18 protein-coding genes are annotated in these 21,966 nt (G+C 68.1%); 17 read left to right on the top strand and 1 reads right to left on the bottom strand.

Translation table 11 applies throughout. From position 1 onward, the window contains the following. Positions 1–176: 176 nt before the first annotated feature. Entirely contained in the window at positions 177–1,466 is a 1,290-nt protein-coding gene (locus AB0I94_RS21385; protein WP_363311149.1) for a geranylgeranyl reductase family protein, read from the top strand. 49 nt (positions 1,467–1,515) lie between these two features. Further along, the gene (locus tag AB0I94_RS21380; protein ID WP_363311148.1) at positions 1,516–1,842 is read left to right on the top strand and encodes a putative quinol monooxygenase; all 327 of its coding nucleotides are present in this window, start codon (positions 1,516–1,518) and stop codon (positions 1,840–1,842) included. A 122-nt stretch (positions 1,843–1,964) separates the two neighbouring features. Here AB0I94_RS21380 and AB0I94_RS21375 read toward each other — a convergent pair whose 3' ends face one another. After that, on the bottom strand, positions 1,965–2,795 hold the full coding sequence (locus AB0I94_RS21375) for a C40 family peptidase (RefSeq protein ID WP_363311147.1): 831 nt from the start codon (positions 2,793–2,795) through the stop codon (positions 1,965–1,967). Between the two features lie 902 nt (positions 2,796–3,697). Between AB0I94_RS21375 and AB0I94_RS21370 the strand changes: the two genes are divergently transcribed. From AB0I94_RS21370 to recQ, 15 genes are all read left to right on the top strand, one after another. After that, positions 3,698–4,057, top strand: coding sequence for an NADH-quinone oxidoreductase subunit A (locus tag AB0I94_RS21370; RefSeq protein WP_003992243.1), 360 nt, complete (start codon positions 3,698–3,700; stop codon positions 4,055–4,057). Between the two features lie 21 nt (positions 4,058–4,078). Next, entirely contained in the window at positions 4,079–4,633 is a 555-nt protein-coding gene (locus tag AB0I94_RS21365; RefSeq protein ID WP_363311146.1) for an NADH-quinone oxidoreductase subunit B family protein, read from the top strand. 20 nt (positions 4,634–4,653) lie between these two features. After that, positions 4,654–5,364 carry an NADH-quinone oxidoreductase subunit C gene (locus AB0I94_RS21360; protein WP_363311229.1) on the top strand — a complete coding sequence of 237 codons (711 nt, stop codon included), beginning with the start codon at positions 4,654–4,656 and terminating at the stop codon, positions 5,362–5,364. Then, positions 5,364–6,686, top strand: coding sequence for an NADH-quinone oxidoreductase subunit D (locus tag AB0I94_RS21355; protein WP_363311145.1), 1,323 nt, complete (start codon positions 5,364–5,366; stop codon positions 6,684–6,686). The genes AB0I94_RS21360 and AB0I94_RS21355 overlap by 1 nt, the downstream gene beginning before the upstream one ends. Beyond that, positions 6,683–7,546, top strand: coding sequence for an NADH-quinone oxidoreductase subunit NuoE (gene nuoE / locus AB0I94_RS21350; protein WP_363311144.1), 864 nt, complete (start codon positions 6,683–6,685; stop codon positions 7,544–7,546). Before AB0I94_RS21355 ends, nuoE begins: the two co-directional genes overlap by 4 nt. Next, positions 7,546–8,907 (top strand): NADH-quinone oxidoreductase subunit NuoF, encoded by a 1,362-nt coding sequence (nuoF, locus tag AB0I94_RS21345; RefSeq protein WP_363311143.1) that lies wholly within the window; start codon positions 7,546–7,548, stop codon positions 8,905–8,907. Before nuoE ends, nuoF begins: the two co-directional genes overlap by 1 nt. After that, the gene (locus AB0I94_RS21340; protein WP_363311142.1) at positions 8,904–11,441 is read left to right on the top strand and encodes an NADH-quinone oxidoreductase subunit G; all 2,538 of its coding nucleotides are present in this window, start codon (positions 8,904–8,906) and stop codon (positions 11,439–11,441) included. Before nuoF ends, AB0I94_RS21340 begins: the two co-directional genes overlap by 4 nt. A gap of 8 nt (positions 11,442–11,449) precedes the next feature. Further along, positions 11,450–12,814 carry an NADH-quinone oxidoreductase subunit NuoH gene (gene nuoH, locus AB0I94_RS21335; RefSeq protein ID WP_363311228.1) on the top strand — a complete coding sequence of 455 codons (1,365 nt, stop codon included), beginning with the start codon at positions 11,450–11,452 and terminating at the stop codon, positions 12,812–12,814. Next, positions 12,807–13,481: an NADH-quinone oxidoreductase subunit NuoI gene (gene nuoI, locus AB0I94_RS21330; RefSeq protein WP_363311141.1), complete on the top strand. Its 675-nt coding sequence runs from the start codon at positions 12,807–12,809 to the stop codon at positions 13,479–13,481. Before nuoH ends, nuoI begins: the two co-directional genes overlap by 8 nt. Further along, on the top strand, positions 13,478–14,293 hold the full coding sequence (locus AB0I94_RS21325; protein WP_363311140.1) for an NADH-quinone oxidoreductase subunit J: 816 nt from the start codon (positions 13,478–13,480) through the stop codon (positions 14,291–14,293). The genes nuoI and AB0I94_RS21325 overlap by 4 nt, the downstream gene beginning before the upstream one ends. After that, complete coding sequence (nuoK, locus tag AB0I94_RS21320) at positions 14,290–14,589, top strand: NADH-quinone oxidoreductase subunit NuoK (protein WP_363311139.1); 300 nt, start codon at positions 14,290–14,292, stop codon at positions 14,587–14,589. The genes AB0I94_RS21325 and nuoK overlap by 4 nt, the downstream gene beginning before the upstream one ends. A 14-nt stretch (positions 14,590–14,603) precedes the next feature. Further along, complete coding sequence (gene nuoL, locus AB0I94_RS21315) at positions 14,604–16,499, top strand: NADH-quinone oxidoreductase subunit L (RefSeq protein WP_363311138.1); 1,896 nt, start codon at positions 14,604–14,606, stop codon at positions 16,497–16,499. Between the two features lie 5 nt (positions 16,500–16,504). Beyond that, positions 16,505–18,076 carry an NADH-quinone oxidoreductase subunit M gene (locus AB0I94_RS21310; protein ID WP_363311137.1) on the top strand — a complete coding sequence of 524 codons (1,572 nt, stop codon included), beginning with the start codon at positions 16,505–16,507 and terminating at the stop codon, positions 18,074–18,076. After that, positions 18,073–19,737: an NADH-quinone oxidoreductase subunit NuoN gene (nuoN, locus tag AB0I94_RS21305; RefSeq protein WP_363311136.1), complete on the top strand. Its 1,665-nt coding sequence runs from the start codon at positions 18,073–18,075 to the stop codon at positions 19,735–19,737. The genes AB0I94_RS21310 and nuoN overlap by 4 nt, the downstream gene beginning before the upstream one ends. Before the next feature lie 195 nt (positions 19,738–19,932). Next, complete coding sequence (recQ, locus tag AB0I94_RS21300) at positions 19,933–21,891, top strand: DNA helicase RecQ (protein ID WP_363311135.1); 1,959 nt, start codon at positions 19,933–19,935, stop codon at positions 21,889–21,891. The last annotated feature ends 75 nt before the right edge of the window (positions 21,892–21,966 follow it).

Below are 21,966 nucleotides of genomic sequence, written 5' to 3'. Positions count from 1 at the left end.
GGTACCGGCAGGGTAGTTCCGCTACAGCGCGGGCCGGAAGCGGTGTGCCGCGGTTCGTCGGCCGTGCCTGCTTTGTCATGGGTGGCCCTTCGGCCGGCTGATCGGTACCGCTGCATAGACTGCCCATAACCCGTGCCCGTCGGCACACAGATTTCGAGCCTTGGGGAGAACCCGCCGTGACCGAGCCCCAGCCCCTCACCGAACACACCGCTGATGTGATCGTCGTCGGGGCCGGGCCAGCCGGTTCCACGACCGCCTACTACCTGGCGAAGGCCGGACTCGACGTACTGCTCCTGGAGAAGACCGCGTTCCCCAGGGAGAAGGTCTGTGGCGACGGCCTGACGCCGCGCGCCACCAAACAGCTCGTGTCCATGGGGATCGACATCTCCGAGGAGGCGGGCTGGCTGCGCAACAAGGGCCTGCGCATCATCGGGGGCGGCGTACGGCTCCAGCTCGACTGGCCGGAACTCGCCGCCTATCCGAACTACGGCCTGGTCCGTAAGCGCGACGACTTCGACGAGCAGCTCGCCAACCAGGCCCAGAAGGCGGGCGCGCGCCTGCACCAGCGCTGCAACGTCGGCGCCCCGATCGTCGACGACCGCACGGGCCGCATCACCGGCGTGCACGCCAAGCTCGGTGAGGAGAAGACGCCGGTCACCTTCCACGCGCCGCTGGTGGTCGCCGCGGACGGCAACTCGACCCGGCTCTCCCTCGCGATGGGCCTGCACCGCCGCGACGACCGCCCGATGGGTGTCGCGGTCCGTACGTACTTCACGTCACCGCGCCACGACGACGACTACCTGGAGTCCTGGCTCGAGCTGTGGGACCGCCGCGGCGCCGAGGACCGGCTCCTGCCCGGCTACGGCTGGGTCTTCGGCATGGGCGACGGCACGTCGAACGTCGGGCTCGGCATCCTCGACTCCTCCTCCGCCTACAAGGAGCTGGACTGGCGCGAGGTGTTGAAGGCCTGGTGCGCCTCGATGCCCGAAGAGTGGGGCTACACCCCGGACAACATGACGATGCCGATCCGCGGCGCCGCCCTGCCGATGGCGTTCAACCGCCAGCCGCACTACACCAAGGGGCTGCTCCTGGTGGGTGACGCGGGCGGCATGGTGAACCCCTTCAACGGCGAGGGCATCGCGTACGCCATGGAGTCCGGGCAGATCGCGGCGGACGTCATCGTCCAGGCGCACGCCCGTCAGACCCCCGCCCAGCGGGAGTTGGCGCTGCAGCGCTACCCGAAGGTCCTCAAGGACACGTACGGCGGCTACTACACGCTGGGCCGCGCCTTCGTGAAGCTCATCGGGAACCCGAAGGTCATGAAGATCGCCACGCAGCGCGGTCTGACGCACCCGATGCTGATGCGCTTCACGCTGAAGATGCTGGCGAACCTCACCGACCCCACGGGCGGCGACGCGATGGACCGCATCATCAACGGCCTGAGCAAGGTGGCGCCGAAGGCGTGAGGGTCTGTCCGATTTGCCCTCACCCCGTGGGTAGTACGAGGGTGGTCGCATGATTTTCATCGCCGTCAAGTTCACCGTCCGCCCCGAGTACGCCGACAGCTGGCTGGAGCGGACCGCCGAGTTCACGCGGGCCACGCGCGCGGAGGAGGGCAACCTCTTCTACGACTGGTCCCGCAGCGTCGACGACCCCAACCAGTACGTCCTCCTGGAGGGCTTCGCCTCCCAGGAGGCGGGGGCGGCGCACGTGGACTCCGACCACTTCAAGGCCGCCATGGAGACGATGTCCGGGTTGATCGCCTCGACCCCGGAAATCATCCACACGGAGATTCCGGGCAGCAGCTGGTCGGAGATGGGCGAGCTCTCGCCGAAGGGCTGAGGCGCACCTCTTCACCTGAAGCGCTCCTCGTCACCTGAAGCCCGCCTCTTCACCTGAGGCGCACGGAAGGGCCGGGAACCCCCAGCGGGGTTCCCGGCCCTTCTGCGTGGCTGTGAGGGCCCTCAGAGGACGCGCACGGCGCCGTCAGCGGGGTAGCCCGACAGGTCCTGGATGACAACGCCCTTGCTGGGGTTGGCGGCGTCGAGGTACTGGCCGTTACCGATGTACACACCCACGTGGTACGCGGAGCCCGCGCCACCCCAGTAAAGGATGTCGCCCACCTGGACGTTGGAGAGCGAGACCGGCGTACCGGAGACCGACTGGTCCTGCGAGACGCGCGGAAGGTCCACGCCCGCCTGCTTGAACGCGGCCTGGACGAGGCTGGAGCAGTCCCAGGCGTTGGGTCCGGAGGCACCCATGACGTACGCGTCGCCGAGCTGGGCCTTGAGGAAGCTGATGACCGTGCCGACGCTGCCGCTGGCCGGGGCGGCCACATCGGCGGAAGCGCTGGAGCCGGAGCCGGAGCCCGAGTCCGCGGAGGCGCTGAGCGTCGTGCGCTCCGCGGCACGCGAGGCGCGCTCCTCTTCCGCCTTCTTCTTGGCGGCGGCCTCGGCCTTCGCCTTGGCCTCCGCCTTCTTCTCGGCGGCGGCCTGGTCTGCCTTGGCCTGCTTGGCCGCCTTCACGGCGGCCGCTTCCTGCTCGGCACGGAGCTCGTAGCTGTCGGCGGTCTGCTGGGTGGCTTCAGCGGACTGCGCGATCTGCGTGGAGAGATCTGCGGTGAGCGTGGGCATTTCGATGGTCTCGGTCACCGGCTCGGCGGCGTTCGCCGTGCCAGCGGCCGCGGCCACTGCCAGGGTGCTGAGGACGCCACCGGCAACTCCGGCGCGCAGGGCCATCTTCGAGGCGCTGCGACGGGGCTTCCGGTGGCTGGGTATGTGAGCGGTGTGGGACATGAGAACAACCGCTATCAGGGAGTCAGGGTTCCCATCAAGAAACGTGGTCTGCGCCACAGTTGCTCCCGACGGCCCTGAATCCCGGGCGTGTCACTTCTTATTGACGCCGTAACGGGCAATGCGGACAGTGGTGATCACGCCTGTGATCATGGGTTTTCTGCGATACGCCCGAATTGCCCGCGGACTACCACCGGTTGAGCCGGTTGGCCAAGCCCGGTTGTTCTGCCGTGGGTGCTCATGTGGCGCAGGTCACAGGAGTAGCCCTAGGGGATCTCCCTGAGATCCTGCCGAGACCTTTCTGAGATCTCCCGAAGAAATCAGGGGTGTTGCCCGTATGGGGGATCGGTGACGGATCGACGATGGATCGACGGTGGGTGAGTGTCGGCGGGGTGCCGGACCCCGACGACGGGTGAGTGTCGGCGGCTGCCGAACCGCCCACGCGCGGACGCTGTTCTGATCGTCATGAAGACGCCGCTTCGATGGCTCGTGAATCTGTGCACGCGGCCGCTGCTGTCCACCTCCGTCCGCACCCCTCCCGCCAAAGTGTGAATGAGCCGCCACTATCAAGCCGCCGCGTCCAGCACCAATTTGCCTGCGGCGGCCATCGCTTGATAGGGCTCCCCCCTCCCGACCAGGGGTAACTCACTGAGATGTCACCTCTGGTGATCACTCAGGCGCTTCGCGTATGAAGATCACCGCTCATCCGACTTCATGATCCTTCGTCAGGTGGTGGAGATCACAAAGCCGTTGTCGCACCCCGTGTCGCAGATCACAGACCGGCGGGCATAAGATGCGAGGCAGTTGGGCTTGTGACCTGCTTCACATGAACGCGATCTTCGTGGGGCGGGCTGCGGTCCGATGCAACCGCCAACAGTCAGTGCCGACTGAGAGGAGCGAGGAGCGTGAACGCCTATGCGCCCATCCTCGTGCTGGGAGCCCTCGGGGCAGGCTTTGCGATCTTCTCCGTGGTCATGGCCACGCTTATCGGTCCAAAGCGGTACAACCGCGCCAAGCTCGAGGCGTATGAGTGCGGTATCGAGCCGACGCCGACTCCGGCCGGCGGCGGGCGATTTCCCATCAAGTACTACCTGACGGCGATGCTCTTCATCGTCTTCGACATCGAGATCGTCTTCCTTTACCCCTGGGCCGTCACCTTCGACGCGCTGGGGATTTTCGGGCTCGTGGAGATGCTGCTCTTCGTGCTCACCGTCTTCGTCGCGTACGCGTACGTATGGCGGCGTGGCGGCCTGGAATGGGACTAAAGGTCTGAGGGGCCAAAGAGCATGGGACTCGAAGAGAAACTGCCGAGCGGTTTTCTGCTGACCACCGTCGAACAAGCCGCGGGCTGGGTGCGCAAGTCATCCGTCTTCCCCGCGACCTTCGGCCTCGCGTGCTGCGCCATCGAGATGATGACGACGGGAGCCGGGCGCTACGACCTGGCTCGCTTCGGCATGGAGGTCTTCCGCGGTTCACCGCGCCAGGCCGATCTGATGATCGTGGCCGGGCGTGTGAGTCAGAAGATGGCGCCGGTTCTGCGGCAGGTCTATGACCAGATGCCCAACCCCAAGTGGGTCATTTCCATGGGGGTTTGCGCTTCGTCGGGCGGGATGTTCAACAATTACGCGATTGTGCAGGGCGTGGACCACATTGTCCCTGTTGACATCTATTTGCCCGGCTGTCCGCCGCGGCCCGAGATGTTGATCGACGCGATCCTCAAGCTCCACCAGAAGATCCAGGGCGGCAAGCTCGGGGTCAACGCGGAGGAAGCGGCCCGCGAGGCGGAGGAGGCGGCCCTCAAGGCGCTCCCCACCATCGAGATGAAGGGGCTGCTGCGGTGAGCGACGCGCACGACGAACACCTGAACGGGGATGCGAACGGGAACGGAGTTCCCGCCCCCCGCGACGAGGCCGGCAAGGTCATCGGCGTCCGCAAGGGCATGTTCGGCGCCAACAACGGCGGCGACACGACCGGTTACGGCGGACTCGTGCGGACCATCACCATGCCGGGCGCCTCCGCGCGCCCGTACGGTGGCTGGTTCGACGAAGTCGCGGACGAGCTGGAGGGGGCCCTGGAAGAACAGGGGCTGCTTCCTACGAGCGCGATCGAGAAGACGGTCGTCGACCGCGACGAGCTCACCTTCCACATCGCGCGCGAACACCTCGTCCGGGTCGCTCAGACCCTCCGTGACGACCCGGCCCTGCGCTTCGAGCTCTGCACGGGCGTCTCCGGGGTGCACTTCCTGGAGGACAAGGGCCGCGAGCTGCACGCCGTCTACCACCTGCGCTCGATCACCCACAACCGCCTGATCCGGCTCGAAGTCAGCGCCCCTGACGCCGATCCGCACGTCCCCTCGCTGGTCTCCGTCTATCCGACGAACGACTGGCACGAGCGCGAGACGTACGACTTCTTCGGCCTGATCTTCGACGGTCACCCGGCGTTGACGCGGATCATGATGCCGGACGACTGGCAGGGCTTCCCGCAGCGCAAGGACTATCCCCTCGGCGGCATCCCCGTCGAGTACAAGGGCGCCCAGATCCCGGCTCCGGACCAGCGGAGGTCGTACAGCTGATGTCCACTTCTCATGCTTCTGCTCGGGAAACGACCGAGGGGACTGTCTATACAGTCACCGGCGGTGACTGGGACGAGGTAGTCCAGTCCGCGGCCCGGTCCGACGACGAGCGCATCATCGTCAACATGGGTCCGCAGCACCCCTCCACCCATGGCGTGCTCCGGCTCATCCTGGAGATCGAGGGCGAGACCGTCTCCGAGGCCCGCTGCGGCATCGGCTATCTGCACACGGGTATCGAGAAGAACCTCGAGTACCGCACGTGGACGCAGGGCACGACGTTCGTCACGCGCATGGACTACCTGACGCCGTTCTTCAACGAGGCGGCGTACTGCCTGGGGGTCGAGAAGCTCCTCGGCATCGAGGACCAGATCCCGGACCGCGCCACCGTCATCCGCGTGCTCCTGATGGAGCTCAACCGCCTCTCCTCGCACCTGGTGTGCGTCGCCACCGGCGGCATGGAGCTGGGCGCGACGACGATCATGATCTACGGCTTCCGAGATCGTGAACTCGTTCTCGACATCTTCGAGCTGATCACCGGCCTGCGCATGAACCACGCGTACATCCGGCCCGGCGGGCTCGCCCAGGACCTGCCCCCGGGCGCGGTGGACCAGATCCGTGAGTTCGTGAAGAAGATGCGGAAGAACCTCGGCGAGTACGACAAGCTCGCCACCGGTAACCCCATCTTCAAGGCACGTATGCAGGACGTCGGCTATCTCGACCTCGCGGGCTGCATGGCGCTCGGCGCCACCGGACCGGTCCTCCGCTCGGCGGGCCTGCCGCACGACCTGCGCAAGTCGGACCCCTACTGCGGCTACGAGAACTACGAGTTCGACGTGCCGACCGCCGACACCTGCGACTCCTACGGACGCTTCCTGATCCGCCTGGAGGAGATGCGTCAGTCGCTGCGCATCGTCGAGCAGTGCCTCGACCGACTCGCGCCGGGTCCGGTCATGGTCGCCGACAAGAAGATCGCCTGGCCGGCTCAGTTGGCGCTCGGCCCGGACGGCCTCGGCAACTCGCTCGACCACATCAAGAAGATCATGGGCACCTCCATGGAGGCCCTGATCCACCACTTCAAGCTGGTGACCGAGGGCTTCCGAGTCCCGGCCGGGCAGGCGTACACCGCGGTCGAATCGCCCAAGGGCGAGCTCGGGGTGCATGTCGTCTCCGACGGCGGCACCCGCCCCTACCGGGTCCACTTCCGCGACCCGTCCTTCACCAACCTGCAGGCCATGGCGGCGATGTGCGAGGGCGGCCAGGTCGCCGACGTCATCGTCGCCGTCGCGTCCATCGACCCCGTGATGGGAGGCGTCGACCGGTGACCACCACTTCTTCCCAGCAGGGTGCGGGGCAGGGCACGGGCGTCAGCCTGGGCATGCCCCAACTCCCCGCCCCCGACTACCCGGCCGACGTACGGGCCAGGCTCGACGCGGACGCCAAGGAGATCATCTCCCGCTACCCGGACTCCCGGTCCGCGCTCCTTCCGTTGCTGCATCTGGTGCAGTCGGAGGAGGGCCACGTCACGCGTACGGGTATGGCCTTCTGCGCGGAGGTGCTCGGCCTGACCACCGCCGAGGTCACCGCGGTCGCGACCTTCTACACGATGTACCGCCGCAAGCCCTCGGGTGACTACCAGGTCGGCGTCTGCACCAACACGTTGTGCGCCGTCATGGGCGGCGACGCGATCTTCGAGTCGCTGCAGGAGCACCTGGGTGTCGGCAACGAAGGGACCACAGAGGACGGCAAGGTCACGCTGGAGCACATCGAGTGCAACGCGGCCTGCGACTTCGCTCCCGTCGTGATGGTCAACTGGGAGTTCTTCGACAACCAGACTCCCGAGACCGCCAAGCGGCTCGTCGATGACCTGCGCGCGGGCGTGCAGGTCGAGCCGACCCGCGGCGCCCCCTTGTGCACGTACAAGGAGACGGCCCGGATCCTGGCGGGCTTCCCGGACGAGCGCGCCGGCGCCGTCGAGGCGAGCGGCGGCGCAGGACCCGCCTCGCTGATCGGTCTTCGCCTGGCCAAGGGCGAGTTGCCGCAGCCGCGCGTGGTCCAACCACGCGCGGGCGGTCCGCAGGACGAGGCGCCCGCCGAGCACCTCAGCTCGCACGACGCACCGCAGGAGACCTCGGCATCCGACCCGGCCCACCCGGCCGGACCGACCGCCGAGGAGGGGGAGTGATGACCTTGGCAGCCGAGATCGACAACGAGACCAGCCCCGAGAAGCTGCTCGCGCCGGTGCTTTCGGCGTTCTGGGACGAGGAGAAGTCCTGGACGCTGGACACCTACCGGCGGCACGAGGGGTACGAGGGCCTGCGCAAGGCCCTGGCCATGGCGCCGGACGACCTCATCGCGTACGTGAAGGACTCCGGTCTGCGCGGCCGGGGCGGCGCGGGGTTCCCCACCGGAATGAAATGGCAGTTCATTCCGCAGGGAGACGGGAAACCGCACTATCTAGTTGTCAACGCCGACGAATCGGAGCCGGGGACCTGCAAGGACATCCCGCTCCTCTTCGCGAACCCGCATTCCCTCATCGAGGGGATCGTGATCGCGTGTTACGCGATCCGTTCTTCGCATGCCTTCATCTACCTGCGCGGTGAAGTCGTCCCCGTGCTCAGGCGGTTGCACGAGGCCGTGCGTGAGGCGAAAGAGGCGGGATTCCTGGGCGAGAACATCCTGGGCAGCGGTCTCGATCTCGAACTCACCGTGCACGCGGGCGCGGGCGCGTACATCTGTGGTGAGGAGACCGCGCTGCTCGACTCGCTCGAAGGCCGCCGTGGCCAGCCGCGACTGCGTCCCCCTTTCCCGGCCGTCGCGGGCCTCTACGCATGCCCCACTGTTGTCAATAACGTCGAGTCCATCGCGTCGGTTCCCGCGATCCTGAATCGCGGAAAAGACTGGTTCAAGTCGATGGGGAGCGAGAAGTCCCCCGGCTTCACGCTCTATTCGCTGAGCGGCCACGTCACGAGCCCCGGCCAGTACGAGGCCCCGCTCGGCATCACTCTGCGCCAGCTCCTCGACATGAGCGGCGGGATGCGCGCGGGCCACCGGCTCAAGTTCTGGACGCCTGGCGGCTCTTCGACGCCGATGTTCACCGACGAGCACCTCGACGTCCCGCTGGACTACGAGGGAGTGGGCGCCGCCGGCTCGATGCTCGGCACCAAGGCCCTGCAGTGCTTCGACGAGACGACGTGCGTGGTGCGGGCGGTCACCCGCTGGACCGAGTTCTACGCCCACGAGTCCTGCGGCAAGTGCACGCCCTGCCGCGAGGGGACGTACTGGCTGGTGCAGTTGCTCCGCGACATCGAGGCCGGCAAAGGCGTCATGTCCGACCTCGACAAGCTCAACGACATCGCCGACAACATCAACGGCAAGTCGTTCTGCGCGCTGGGTGACGGTGCCGCGTCGCCGATCTTCTCCTCGCTCAAGTACTTCCGCGAGGAGTACGAGCAGCACATCACCGGCAAGGGCTGCCCCTTCGACCCGGCGAAGTCGACTCTCTGGGCCGACCGGCCCGCCGCACCTTCGGAGGTGAACGCATGACAGTACTGAATTCAAGCAGCGGCTCCGCCGCGGGCCAGAGCGCTTCCTCCGGAGGAGGCGAGGTAGCGGTTCCGCCGGAAGACCTCGTGTCGCTGACGATCGACGGCGTCGAGATCAGCGTCCCGAAGGGAACGCTGGTCATCCGGGCCGCCGAGCTCCTCGGCATCGAGATCCCGAGGTTCTGCGACCACCCGCTGCTCGATCCGGCGGGCGCCTGCCGCCAGTGCATCGTCGAGGTGGAGGGCCAGCGCAAGCCGATGGCCTCCTGCACCATCACCTGCACCGACGGCATGGTCGTGAAGTCGCAGCTGTCATCGCCGGTCGCGGAGAAGGCTCAGCGCGGCGTGATGGAGCTGCTCCTCATCAACCACCCGCTGGACTGCCCGGTCTGCGACAAGGGCGGCGAATGCCCGCTGCAGAACCAGGCGATGCAGGTCGGCGACCCGGACAGCCGCTTCGATGGCAAGAAGCGGACGTTCGAGAAGCCCGTGCCGATCTCCACGCAGGTGCTTCTCGACCGCGAGCGGTGCGTGCTGTGCGCGCGCTGCACCCGGTTCAGCAATCAAATCGCCGGTGACCCGATGATCGAACTCCTCGAGCGCGGCGCCCTCCAGCAGGTCGGCACGGGCGAGGGCGACCCCTTCGAGTCGTACTTCTCCGGGAACACCATCCAGATCTGCCCGGTCGGCGCGCTGACCTCGGCGGCGTATCGCTTCCGCTCACGGCCCTTCGACCTGGTGTCGTCGCCGTCGATCTGCGAGCACTGCGCGGGCGGCTGCGCGACCCGCACCGACCACCGGCGCGGCAAGGTCATGCGTCGGCTCGCCGCGGACGACCCCGAGGTCAACGAGGAGTGGATGTGCGACAAGGGGCGCTTCGGCTTCCGTTACGCGCAGAGGCCGGACCGGCTGACCACACCGCTGGTGCGCAACCCTCAGACGGGTGAGCTGGAGGCCGCCAGTTGGCCCGAGGCCCTCGAAGCCGCCGCCACCGGGCTCGCCGCCGCGCGCGGCCGGGCCGGTGTACTGACCGGCGGGCGCCTCACGGTGGAGGACGCCTACGCGTACAGCAAGTACGCGCGCGTGGCGCTCGACACGAACGACATCGACTTCCGCGCGCGCGTGCACAGCAGTGAGGAGGCCGACTTCCTCGCCGCCCGTGTCGCGGGCCGGGGCCGGGACCTCGACGGCGCCGGAGTCACGTACGCCGACGTGGAGAAGGCGCCTGCGGTCCTGCTCGTCGGTTTCGAGGCCGAGGAGGAGGCGCCCGGGATCTTCCTGCGCCTTCGCAAGGCCTGGCGCAAGCACGGACAGCGGACGTTCTCCCTGGCCACGCATCAGACCCCGGGCCTGAAGAAGGCGGGCGGCACGCTGCTGCCCGCCGCTCCCGGTACCGAGACGGAGTGGCTCGACGCTCTCTGCGGGGAGGTCGGCCTCGAGGGCGACGGCGCCAGGGCGGCCGAGGCGCTGCGCGCTTCCGGCGCGGTGATCGTGGTCGGCGAGCGCCTCGCCGCCGTGCCGGGCGGGCTCACCGCCGCCGTACGGGCCGCTTCCGCGACCGGCGCCAAGCTGGTGTGGGTTCCGCGCCGGGCGGGGGAGCGCGGCGCCATCGAGGCGGGTGCGCTGCCCTCGCTGCTCCCCGGCGGGCGCCCGTCCACCGACCCGCGCGCGCGGGACGAGGTCGCGGACGCCTGGCGCGTCGCGGAACTCCCGCACCGCTACGGCCGTGACACCGGCCAGATCATCGAAGCGGCGGCGACCGGCGAACTGGGCGCGCTCCTGGTGGCGGGCGTGGAGGTCGCCGACCTTCCCGATCCTGCACGCGCGCGTGAAGCACTCTCCGAGGTCGGGTTCCTGGTCTCGCTTGAGCTGCGGCCCAGTGAGGTCACCGAGCGCGCGGACGTCGTCCTCCCCGTGGCCGCGGTCGCGGAGAAGCCCGGCACCTTCCTCAACTGGGAGGGCAGAGCGCGCATGTTCGGCGCCGCGCTCAAGCCGGACCACATGACGCGCACGCTGGCCCCGACGGACGCGCGTGTGCTGCACATGCTGGCCGACGCCGGGGACGTACACCTGGGACTTCCCGACCTGGAGACCGCCCGGCGCGAGCTGGACCGGCTCGGCGGGTGGGACGGCCCGCATGCCACGGAGCCGCTGGAGAGCGCTGCTCAGCCGCCGAGGCCCGCCTCCGGAGAGGCCGTTCTCGCGGGCCACCGGCTGCTGCTCGACCAAGGGCGCCTCCAGGAGGGCGACGAGGCGCTCGCCGGCACGCGGCACGCCGCGGTCGCCCGGCTCTCGGCGGCCACCGCGGCCGAGGTTGGCGTCAAGGACGGCGACATCCTGGCCGTCTCGGGCTCCGCGGGAGCGACCGAACTGCCGCTCGTGGTCACCGAGATGCCCGACCGCGTGGTGTGGCTGCCGCTGAACTCGACCGGGGGAGGCGTCACTTCCGACACCGGCGCGCGCCCCGGCGACCTCGTCCGTATCGGCCCGGCGCTCCTGCCGGAGCCCTCTGAGGCCCCGGAGGTGACGTCGTGATGCACCACATGGTGCCGCTTGCGGCGGAAGACCTGTCCATGTTCGGCCGTGACCCGTGGTGGCTCGTCGCCGTCAAGGCGGTGTTCTGCTTCGCGTTCCTGATGGTGACGGTGCTCTTCTCCATCGTGTGGGAGCGCAAGGTCGTCGCCTGGATGCAGCTGCGCATCGGGCCCAACCGGCACGGCCCCTGGGGCATGCTGCAGTCCCTCGCGGACGGCATCAAGCTGATGCTCAAGGAGGACGTGATCGTCAAGCGCGCGGACAAGGTGGTGTACGTCCTCGCGCCGATCATCGCGGCGATCCCGGCCTTCATGGCGATCGCGGTGATCCCCTTCGGCCCCGCGGGCAACGAAGTCTCCATCTTCGGCCAGCGCACGACGATGCAGCTCACGGACCTGCCGATCGCGATGCTCTACATCCTCGCGGTCGCCTCGGTCGGCATCTACGGCATCGTGCTCGCGGGCTGGAGTTCCGGGTCCACCTATCCGCTCCTCGGTGGCTTGCGCTCCTGCGCGCAGATGATCTCGTACGAGATTGCGATGGGCGCCGCGTTCGCCTCGGTGTTCCTCTACTCCGGGTCGATGTCGACCTCGGCGATCGTGGAGGCGCAGGCGGACCGCTGGTACATCCTGCTGCTTCCCGTCTCGTTCCTGATCTACATCGTGACGATGATCGGTGAGACCAACCGCGCCCCGTTCGACATGCCGGAGTCCGAGGGCGACCTCGTCGGTGGCTTCAACACCGAGTACTCGTCGATCAAGTTCGCGCTGTTCATGCTCGCCGAGTACGTCAACATGGTCACCGTCTCGGCGGTCTCGGTCACCCTCTTCCTGGGCGGCTGGCGGGCCCCGTATCCCATCAGCACCTTCTGGGAGGGCGCGAACCACGGCTGGTGGCCGATGCTCTGGTTCGTGATCAAGGTTCAGCTACTGCTGTTCTTCTTCATCTGGCTGCGCGGCACCCTGCCACGCGTCCGCTACGACCAGCTGATGAAGCTCGGCTGGAAGGTCCTGATCCCGGTCTCGGTCGTCTGGCTGATGCTCGTGGCGACGGTCAGGGCGATGCGGAACGAGGAGTACGACTTCACCTCGATCGCGCTCTATGGGGGCGGCGGAGTCATCGCGCTCCTGCTGCTCTCCGTGGTCGTCGACATCTTCCGCGACAAGCGCGAGAAGGAAGCGGCGGTCGAGGAGGAGCCGGTCGCCTTCGACCCGATGGCGGGCGGATTCCCCGTCCCGCCGCTGCCGGGACAGAGCCTGCCGCCCGTACCGCGACGACGCCCGCGCGATGAGCGCGAGTTGATTGTCAGTGGTGGGCCGGATACTCAAAGTGACGGAACCCGAAGTGACGGAAAGGAGGCGTCCGATGGCTGAGTCGAAGAAAGAGCCCCAGCACGAGCCCCACCACGAGTCGAACCAATCGAAGCAGGGGTTCCAGAACCCCGTCGCGGGCTTCGGCGTGACCTTCAAGGCCATGTTCAAGAAGCGGCTGACCGAGCAGTATCCGGAGCAGGAGAAGACCACCGCTCCCCGCTTCCACGGCAGGCACCAGCTCAATCGCCATCCGGACGGCCTGGAGAAGTGCATCGGCTGTGAGCTCTGCGCCTGGGCCTGCCCCGCGGACGCGATCTACGTGGAGGGCGCGGACAACACCGAGGAGGAGCGCTACTCCCCCGGCGAGCGGTACGGCCGCGTCTACCAGATCAATTACGCCCGCTGCATCCTGTGCGGCCTGTGCATCGAGGCGTGCCCCACGCGCGCGTTGACGATGACGAACGAGTTCGAGCTGGCCGACAGCAGCCGCGAGAAGCTCATCTTCACCAAGGAGCAGCTGCTCGCCGGCCTGGAGGAAGGCATGGTCGAGTCACCGCACTCGATCTTCCCCGGCACGGACGAGCAGGACTACTACCGCGGTCTGGTCACCGAGGCCGCACCGGGCACGGTGCCCCAAGTGGCCCTCTCCAAGGGGGAGACGCCCCAGGAGGCCGCTTCCACCTTCGGGGACTCCGAGCCCGCGTCGGGGGAGGTGATCAACCGATGACGCAGCTCGCCGCCTACACCACGTCCACCGGTGAGGCCGTCCAGTTCTGGGTGCTCGGCACGGTCGCCGTGATCGGCGCCCTGTGCACGATCCTCATGAAGAAGGCCGTGCACAGCGCGCTCTGCCTCGCCGGAACCATGATCATCCTGGCGGTCTTCTACCTCGCCAACGGGGCGTACTTCCTGGGCATCGTCCAGGTCGTCGTCTATACGGGCGCGATCATGATGCTCTTCCTCTTCGTGGTCATGCTCGTCGGTGTCACCGCCGCCGACTCCCTGAAGGAGACCATCAAGGGGCAGCGCTGGCTGGCCGGTCTCTGTGGCTTCGGCTTCGCGATCCTGCTCTTCGCGGGGATCGGGAACGCTTCGGTCAACGACTTCACCGGACTCGGCAAGGCGAACGCGGGCGGCAACGTGGAGGGCCTCGCCGAGGCCATCTTCACGAAGTACGTCTTCGCCTTCGAGATCACCGGCGCGCTGCTCATCACCGCCACCGTCGGCGCGATGGTGCTCACCCACCGCGAGCGCACGGAGCGCGCCAAGACGCAGCGCGAGATGTCCGAGGAGCGTGTGCGCGGCAAGCACCTGCCGCCGCTGCCCGCCCCCGGTGTCTACGCCCGGCACAACGCCGTGGACGTCGCGGGACTGCTCCCCGACGGCACCCCGTCGGAGCTCACGGTCAACAAGACGCTGCGTGAGCGCGGCCAGATCCGCGATGTGTCGGACGAGGCGCTTGACGACCTGCGGGCCCTCGAACAGCGCTCCCAGGAGCGTCTCGAGCGGTCGCCCAAGTCCGAGGAGGCGTCGACGTGAGTCCCGTCAACTACCTGTATCTCGCGGCGCTGTTGTTCTCGATCGGCGCCACCGGCGTGCTGATCAGGCGGAACGCGATCGTGGTCTTCATGTGTATCGAGCTCATGCTCAACGCGTGCAACCTCGCCTTCGTCGCCTTCTCCCGGCTGCACGGCAATCTCGACGGCCAGATCATCGCCTTCTTCACGATGGTCGTCGCCGCGGCGGAAGTCGTGGTCGGCCTCGCGATCATCGTGTCGCTGTTCCGCTCCCGTCACTCGGCCTCGGTCGACGACGCCAGCCTGATGAAGCTGTAAGGGGTCGCTGAAAAGTGGAGAACCTGATCGCGCTGCTCGTAGCGGCGCCTCTGCTCGGAGCGGCCGTACTGCTGTGCGGCGGGCGGCGGTTGGACCGTGTGGGCCACTGGCTCGGCACGCTGCTCGCGGCCGTCTCCTTCGTCGTCGGTGTGGTGCTCTTCGCCGACATGCTGGGCAAGGGCGCCGATGAGCGCTCCCTGTCGCAGCACGTGTTCAGCTGGATCCCCGTGGAGGGTTTCCAGGCGGACGTCGCCTTCCAGCTCGACCAGCTGTCGATGACGTTCGTCCTGCTGATCACCGGTGTGGGCACCCTGATCCACATCTACTCCATCGGGTACATGGAGCACGACGAGCGGCGACGCCGCTTCTTCGGCTATCTGAACCTGTTCCTCGCGGCGATGCTCATCCTCGTACTCGCCGACAACTACCTGCTCCTGTACGTCGGCTGGGAGGGCGTCGGCCTCGCCTCGTACCTCCTGATCGGCTTCTGGCAGCACAAGCCCAGCGCGGCGACCGCCGCGAAGAAAGCCTTCCTGGTCAACCGCGTCGGCGACATGGGCCTCTCGATCGCCATCATGCTGATGTTCACCACCTTCGGGACGTTCGCCTTCGGGCCGGTCCTGGACGCGGCGGGTGAGACGTCGGAGGGCAAGCTGACGGCCATCGGCCTGATGCTGCTGCTCGCGGCGTGCGGCAAGTCGGCCCAGGTGCCGCTGCAGTCCTGGCTCGGCGACGCGATGGAGGGCCCGACCCCGGTCTCCGCCCTCATCCACGCGGCGACGATGGTGACCGCGGGCGTGTACTTGATCGTCCGCTCCGGAGCGATCTTCAACGGCGCACCGGACGCGCAACTGGTGGTCACCGTGGTGGGCGCGGTCACGCTCCTGTTCGGTGCGATCGTCGGTTGCGCGAAGGACGACATCAAGAAGGCCCTCGCGGGGTCGACGATGTCCCAGATCGGGTACATGATCCTGGCCGCGGGCCTCGGCCCCATCGGCTACGTCTTCGCGATCATGCACCTGGTGACGCACGGCTTCTTCAAGGCCGGGCTCTTCCTCGGGGCCGGTTCGGTTATGCACGGCATGAACGACGAGGTCGACATGAGGAAGTACGGCGGCCTCAGGAAGTACATGCCGGTCACCTTCGTGACCTTCGGGCTCGGCTATCTGGCGATCATCGGCTTCCCCGGTCTGTCCGGCTTCTTCTCCAAGGACAAGATCATCGAGGCGGCGTTCGCCAAGGGCGGCACGGAGGGCTGGATCCTCGGCTCGGTCGCGCTGCTCGGGGCCGCGATCACCGCGTTCTACATGACGCGCGTGATGATCATGACGTTCTTCGGTGTGAAGCGTTGGCAGCCGGACGCGGACGGCCACGAGCCGCACCCGCACGAGTCACCCAGGTCCATGACGATCCCGATGATCGTGCTGGCCTTCGGGTCGGTCTTCGCGGGCGGGTTCTTCAGCATCGGTGACCGCTTCGTGCACTGGCTGGAGCCGGTCACCCGCCACGACCACGGTCACTCCCCGCTGAGCGCCGCCACGGTCACAGGCGCCACCATGGTGGTCCTGCTCATCGGTGTGGCCCTCGCCTACCTCCAGTACGGCCGCCGTCCCGTCCCGGTCACCGCCCCGCGCGGTTCGGTGCTCACCAGGGCGGCCCGGCGCGACCTGCTCCAGGACGACTTCAACCACGTCGTCCTGGTCCGCGGCGGAGAGCACCTCACCCGCTCCCTGGTCTACGTCGACCACACCCTGGTCGACGGGGTCGTCAACGGCACGGCGGCCTCGGTCGGCGGGCTCTCCGGACGGCTGCGCAAGATGCAGAACGGCTATGCCCGCTCCTACGCGGTCTCGATGTTCGGCGGCGTTGCGGTACTCATCGCCGCGACCCTGCTGATGAGGGCGGTCTGATACCGATGTCTTTTCCTCTGCTGACAGCGACGGCGGTGCTCCCCGCGGTCGGTGCGATCGCCACGGCAGCCGTCCCGGCCGCCCGGCGGACGGCCGCCAAGTGGCTAGCGCTGTTCGTGTCGCTCGCCACGCTCGCGCTCGCCGTGACCGTGCTCGTGCGGTTCGACCCCGACGGGGCCCGCTATCAACTGACCGAGTCGCGTTCCTGGATCGCCGAGTTCGGGGTGCGGTACGAACTGGGGGTCGACGGCATCGGCGTGGCGCTCATCGCGCTCACGGCCCTGCTGATGCCCTTCATCATCCTGGCGGGCTGGCACGACGCCGATCCTCTGGAGACGAAATCCTCACGCTGGCGGCCGACCCAGGGCTTCTTCGCCCTGATCCTCGCCGTCGAGGCGATGGTGATCATCTCCTTCGCCGCCACCGACGTCTTCCTCTTCTACATCTTCTTCGAAGCCATGCTCATCCCGATGTACTTCCTCATCGGCGGCTTCGGGGACCGTGCCCACGCGGGCAGCGACGAGAAGGCGTCGGCGCAACGCTCGTACGCCGCCGTGAAGTTCCTCCTCTACAACCTGGCCGGCGGCCTGATCATGCTGGCCGCCGTGATCGGGCTCTATGTGGTCGCGGGGAACTTCTCGCTCCAGGAGATCACCGAGGCGCGGGCCAACGGCACGCTGGAGATGGCGACGAGCACCGAGCGGTGGCTGTTCCTCGGGTTCTTCTTCGCCTTCGCGGTGAAGGCGCCGCTGTGGCCGCTGCACACCTGGCTGCCGAACGCGATGGGCGAGTCCACGGCCCCGGTCGCCGTACTGATCACGGCAGTCGTCGACAAGGTCGGCACCTTCGCGATGCTGCGTTTCTGCCTCGGGCTCTTCCCCGAGGCGAGCAAGTGGGCGACGCCGGTCATCCTCGTGCTCGCGCTGATCAGCATCATCTACGGCGCGCTGCTCGCGGTCGGCCAGCGTGACATCAAGCGCCTGGTGGCGTACGCGTCGATCTCGCACTTCGGGTTCATCATTCTCGGCATCTTCGCGATGACCTCGCAGGGCCAGTCCGGCGCCACGCTCTACATGGTCAACCACGGGATCTCGACCGCCGCCCTGATGCTGGTGGCCGGCTTCCTGATCTCGCGGCGCGGTTCGCGGCTCATCGCGGACTACGGAGGGGTGCAGAAGGTCGCGCCCGTACTCGCGGGCACCTTCCTGATCGGCGGTCTCGCGACACTCTCGCTGCCCGGTCTCGCGCCGTTCGTGAGTGAATTCCTCGTCCTGGTCGGCGCGTTCGCGCGCTATCCGGTGGTCGGGATCATCGCCACCGTCGGCATCGTGCTCGCCGCGCTCTACACCCTCGTCCTCTACCAGCGGACGATGACGGGCCCGGTGAAGCCGGAAGTCGCGGCCATGCCGGACCTGCGGGTGCGTGAACTCCTGGTCGTCACACCGCTGATCGCGCTCCTGATCGGTCTCGGCGTCTACCCGAAGCCGCTCACCGACCTGGTCAACCCGGCGGTCAAGCACACCATGTCCGACGTACAGCAGAAGGACCCGAAGCCCGACGTGGAGGCGGCCAAGTGAGCGCATCAGCCGTCCACAGCCTGTGGACAATGGCGTCGGCCGCGGCGCCCCAGGATCAGATCGACAAGATCGACACTCCCACGATCGAGTACGCGCAGCTGTCGCCGACCTTGATCGTGATCGGTGCGGCGGTTCTCGGGATCCTCATCGAGGCCTTCGTTCCGCGCAAATCCCGTTATTACGTGCAAGTGTTCCTGGCGGTCGTCGCCCTCACCGCGGCCTTCGCCGCGGTCGTCGGGCTCGCCGCCACCGGGTACGGCACGACGAAGGCGCACATCGCGGCGATGGGCGCGATCGCCGTCGACGGACCCGCGCTCTTCCTCCAGGGCACGATCCTCCTCGCGGGGCTCGTCGCGATCTTCACCTTCGCGGAGCGGCGGCTCGACCCTTTGACGCACGGCAACCGCGTGGACTCGTTCGTCGCGCAGGCCGGTGCGGTGCCGGGCAGCGAGGGCGAGAAGGCCGCCACGAAGGCCGGGTTCACCACCACCGAGGTGTTCCCGCTCGCGCTCTTCGCGATCGGCGGGATGCTCGTCTTCCCGTCGGCGAACGACCTTCTGACGCTCTTCATCGCCCTTGAGGTCTTCTCGCTGCCGCTCTACCTCCTCTGTGCGCTCGCCCGCCGCAAGCGCCTGATGTCGCAGGAAGCCGCCGTCAAGTACTTCCTGCTCGGCTCGTTCTCCTCGGCGTTCCTGCTCTTCGGGATCGCCCTGCTCTACGGGTACGCGGGATCGGTGTCGTACGGCACGATCGCCAAGGTCATCGACGGCAGCGTCCAGGAGGTCAACCCGGCGCTCGCGGACACCATGGGCAACGACGCGCTGCTCCTGATCGGCGCCGCGATGATCGTCATGGGTCTGCTCTTCAAGGTCGGCGCGGTGCCGTTCCACATGTGGACCCCGGACGTGTACGAGGGCGCACCCACCCCGGTCACCGGCTTCATGGCCGCGGCGACGAAGGTGGCCGCCTTCGGCGCGCTGCTCCGGCTCCTGTACGTGGTCCTGCCGGGGCTGCGCTGGGACTGGCGTCCTGTGATGTGGGGCGTGGTGATCCTCACGATGCTGGCCGGCGCGATCGTCGCGATCACACAGACCGACATCAAGCGCCTGCTCGCCTACTCCTCGATCGCCCACGCGGGCTTCATCCTCGCCGGTGTCATCGCCATGACGCCGGACGGCATCTCGTCGGTCCTCTTCTACCTGGGGGCCTACTCCTTCGTGACGATCGGCGCGTTCGCGGTGGTCACGCTGGTGCGGGACGCGGGTGGCGAGGCCACGCACCTGTCGAAGTGGGCGGGGCTCGGCCGGCGCTCGCCGCTGGTCGCCGCCGTCTTCGCGGTGTTCCTGCTCGCCTTCGCCGGCATTCCGCTGACCTCCGGGTTCTCCGGGAAGTTCGCGGTGTTCAAGGCGGCGGCGGAGGGCGGCGCCGGTGCTCTGGTCGTGGTCGGTGTGATCTCGTCCGCGATCGCGGCGTTCTTCTACATCCGCGTGATCGTCCTCATGTTCTTCAGCGAGCCGAAGGCGGACGGCCCGACGGTCGCCGTGCCCTCGCCGCTGACGATGACGGCGATCGGTGTGGGCGTCGCGGTGACGCTGGTCCTGGGTGTGGCTCCGCAGTACTTCCTGGATCTGGCGAACCAGGCGGGGGTCTTCGTCCGGTAAGCCGGGAGCACGTCCGGTAAGCCACCCTTTCGGTAGCCCACCTGTTCTACTCGCCGCCGCCCGGCACCCCGTCCGACAGGGGTGCCGGGCGGCGGCCTGTGGATAACTTCCTGAGGTGTCGGTGCGGAGCCCTATCGTGGAGTCTGTGGTCGAAGCGCGACGTACGGGGGCAGGGCGATGGATGGGAACGATGGCATGAGTGAGGTGACCGTACCGAGCGCGGTGGCGGAGAGTGACGCCCTGCGGACGCTGCACCGCGTCTTCGGGTATGACGCGTTCCGTGGTGAGCAGGAAGCGATCATCGACCACGTGGTCGCGGGCGGGGACTCCGTCGTGCTGATGCCCACCGGTGGCGGCAAGTCGCTCTGCTATCAGATCCCGGCCCTGGTGCGGCCGGGCACCGGCGTGGTCATCTCCCCGCTCATCGCGCTCATGCAGGACCAGGTGGACGCGCTGCGGGCACTCGGCGTGCGGGCCGGTTTCATCAACTCCACGCAGGACTTCGACGAGCGGCGCGTGATGGAGGCCGAGTTCCTCGCGGGGGAGCTCGACGTGCTGTATCTGGCGCCGGAGCGGCTGCGTCTGGAGGGGACGCTCGATCTGCTCTCCCGCGCGAAGATCTCCGTCTTCGCGATCGACGAGGCGCACTGCGTCGCGCAGTGGGGCCACGACTTCCGCCCGGACTATCTGGCGCTCTCCCTCCTCGGGGAGCGCTGGCCGGACGTGCCGCGGATCGCGCTGACGGCGACGGCGACGCACGCCACGCACCGGGAGATCACCGAGCGGCTCGGCATGCCGGACGCCAAGCACTTCGTGGCGAGCTTCGACCGGCCCAACATCCAGTACCGCATCGTGCCGAAGGCCGAGCCGAAGAAGCAGCTCCTGTCCTTCCTCAAGGAGGAGCACGCGGGCGACGCGGGCATCGTCTACTGCCTCTCGCGCAATTCGGTCGAGAAGACCGCCGAGTTCCTGTGCAAGAACGGCATCGAGGCCGTTCCGTACCACGCGGGTCTGGACAGCAGGACGCGCGCCACCCACCAGTCCCGCTTCCTGCGCGAGGAGGGCCTGGTCGTCTGCGCCACGATCGCCTTCGGCATGGGCATCGACAAGCCGGACGTCCGGTTCGTCGCCCACCTCGACCTGCCGAAGTCGGTCGAGGGGTACTACCAGGAGACGGGCCGCGCAGGGCGGGACGGACTCCCCTCCACGGCCTGGATGGCGTACGGCCTGCAGGACGTCGTCCAGCAGCGGAAGATGATCCAGGGCAGCGAGGGGGACGAGGCGTTCCGCCGCCGGGCGGCCTCGCACCTGGACTCGATGCTGGCGCTGTGCGAGACGGCCCAATGCCGCAGGGCCCAGCTCCTCACGTACTTCGGCCAGGACGCGGACGCCCCGTCCTGCGGCAACTGCGACACGTGCCTCGTCCCGCCGGAGACCTGGGACGGCACGGTCGCGGCCCAGAAGGTTCTCTCCACGATCGTGCGTCTCCAGCGCGAGCGGAAGCAGAAGTTCGGCGCGGGCCAGATCATCGACATCCTGCTCGGCAAGAAGACCGCCAAGGTCATCCAGTTCGACCACGACCAGCTCTCGGTCTTCGGCATCGGCGAGGAGCTCGCGGAAGCCGAATGGCGGGGCGTGGTCCGGCAGTTGCTGGCGCAGGGCCTCCTTGCGGTCGAGGGGGAGTACGGCACGCTGGTCCTGACCGAGGAGAGCGGTTCCGTTCTCGGCCGGGAGCGGGAGGTGCGGTTGCGCAAGGAGCCGAAGCGGCCGGCCGCGGCGAAGGCCGCGAAGGGGGAGCGGAAGGCGAAGGCAGCGGCGGCCGTCGCCGAGCTGCCGCAGGAAGCGGTGCCGGTGTTCGAGGCGCTGCGGGCGTGGCGCGGCGCACAGGCCAAGGAGTTGGGCCTGCCGGCGTACGTGATCTTCCACGACGCCACGTTGCGGGAGATCGCCACGCTGCGCCCCTCGACCCTGTCGGAGCTGGGCGGCATCAGTGGCCTGGGCGAGAAGAAGCTGGCGACGTACGGTGAGGGCGTGCTGGAGGTGCTGGCGGGGCTGGGAGGAACGGCTGCTCCGGCACCGGCGGCGGCTCCGGTGCCCCCGCAAGCCGCGGAGCCGCCGGAGGAGGAGTGGCCCGAGCCGCCGGAGGACTTTTGAGCAGCGAGCTGGGAGCGCCCCTTAGGGGTGCGGGGAACTGCGCGACCAGCCACGACGATGCCGCAGACGAATCCG

The sequence above is a fragment of the Streptomyces sp. NPDC050147 genome (genome assembly GCF_040660195.1).
Classification (GTDB): Bacteria; Actinomycetota; Actinomycetes; order Streptomycetales; family Streptomycetaceae; genus Streptomyces.
Note: the sequence above shows the minus strand (reverse complement) of the source record. Positions and strands in the feature narration are given on the sequence as shown.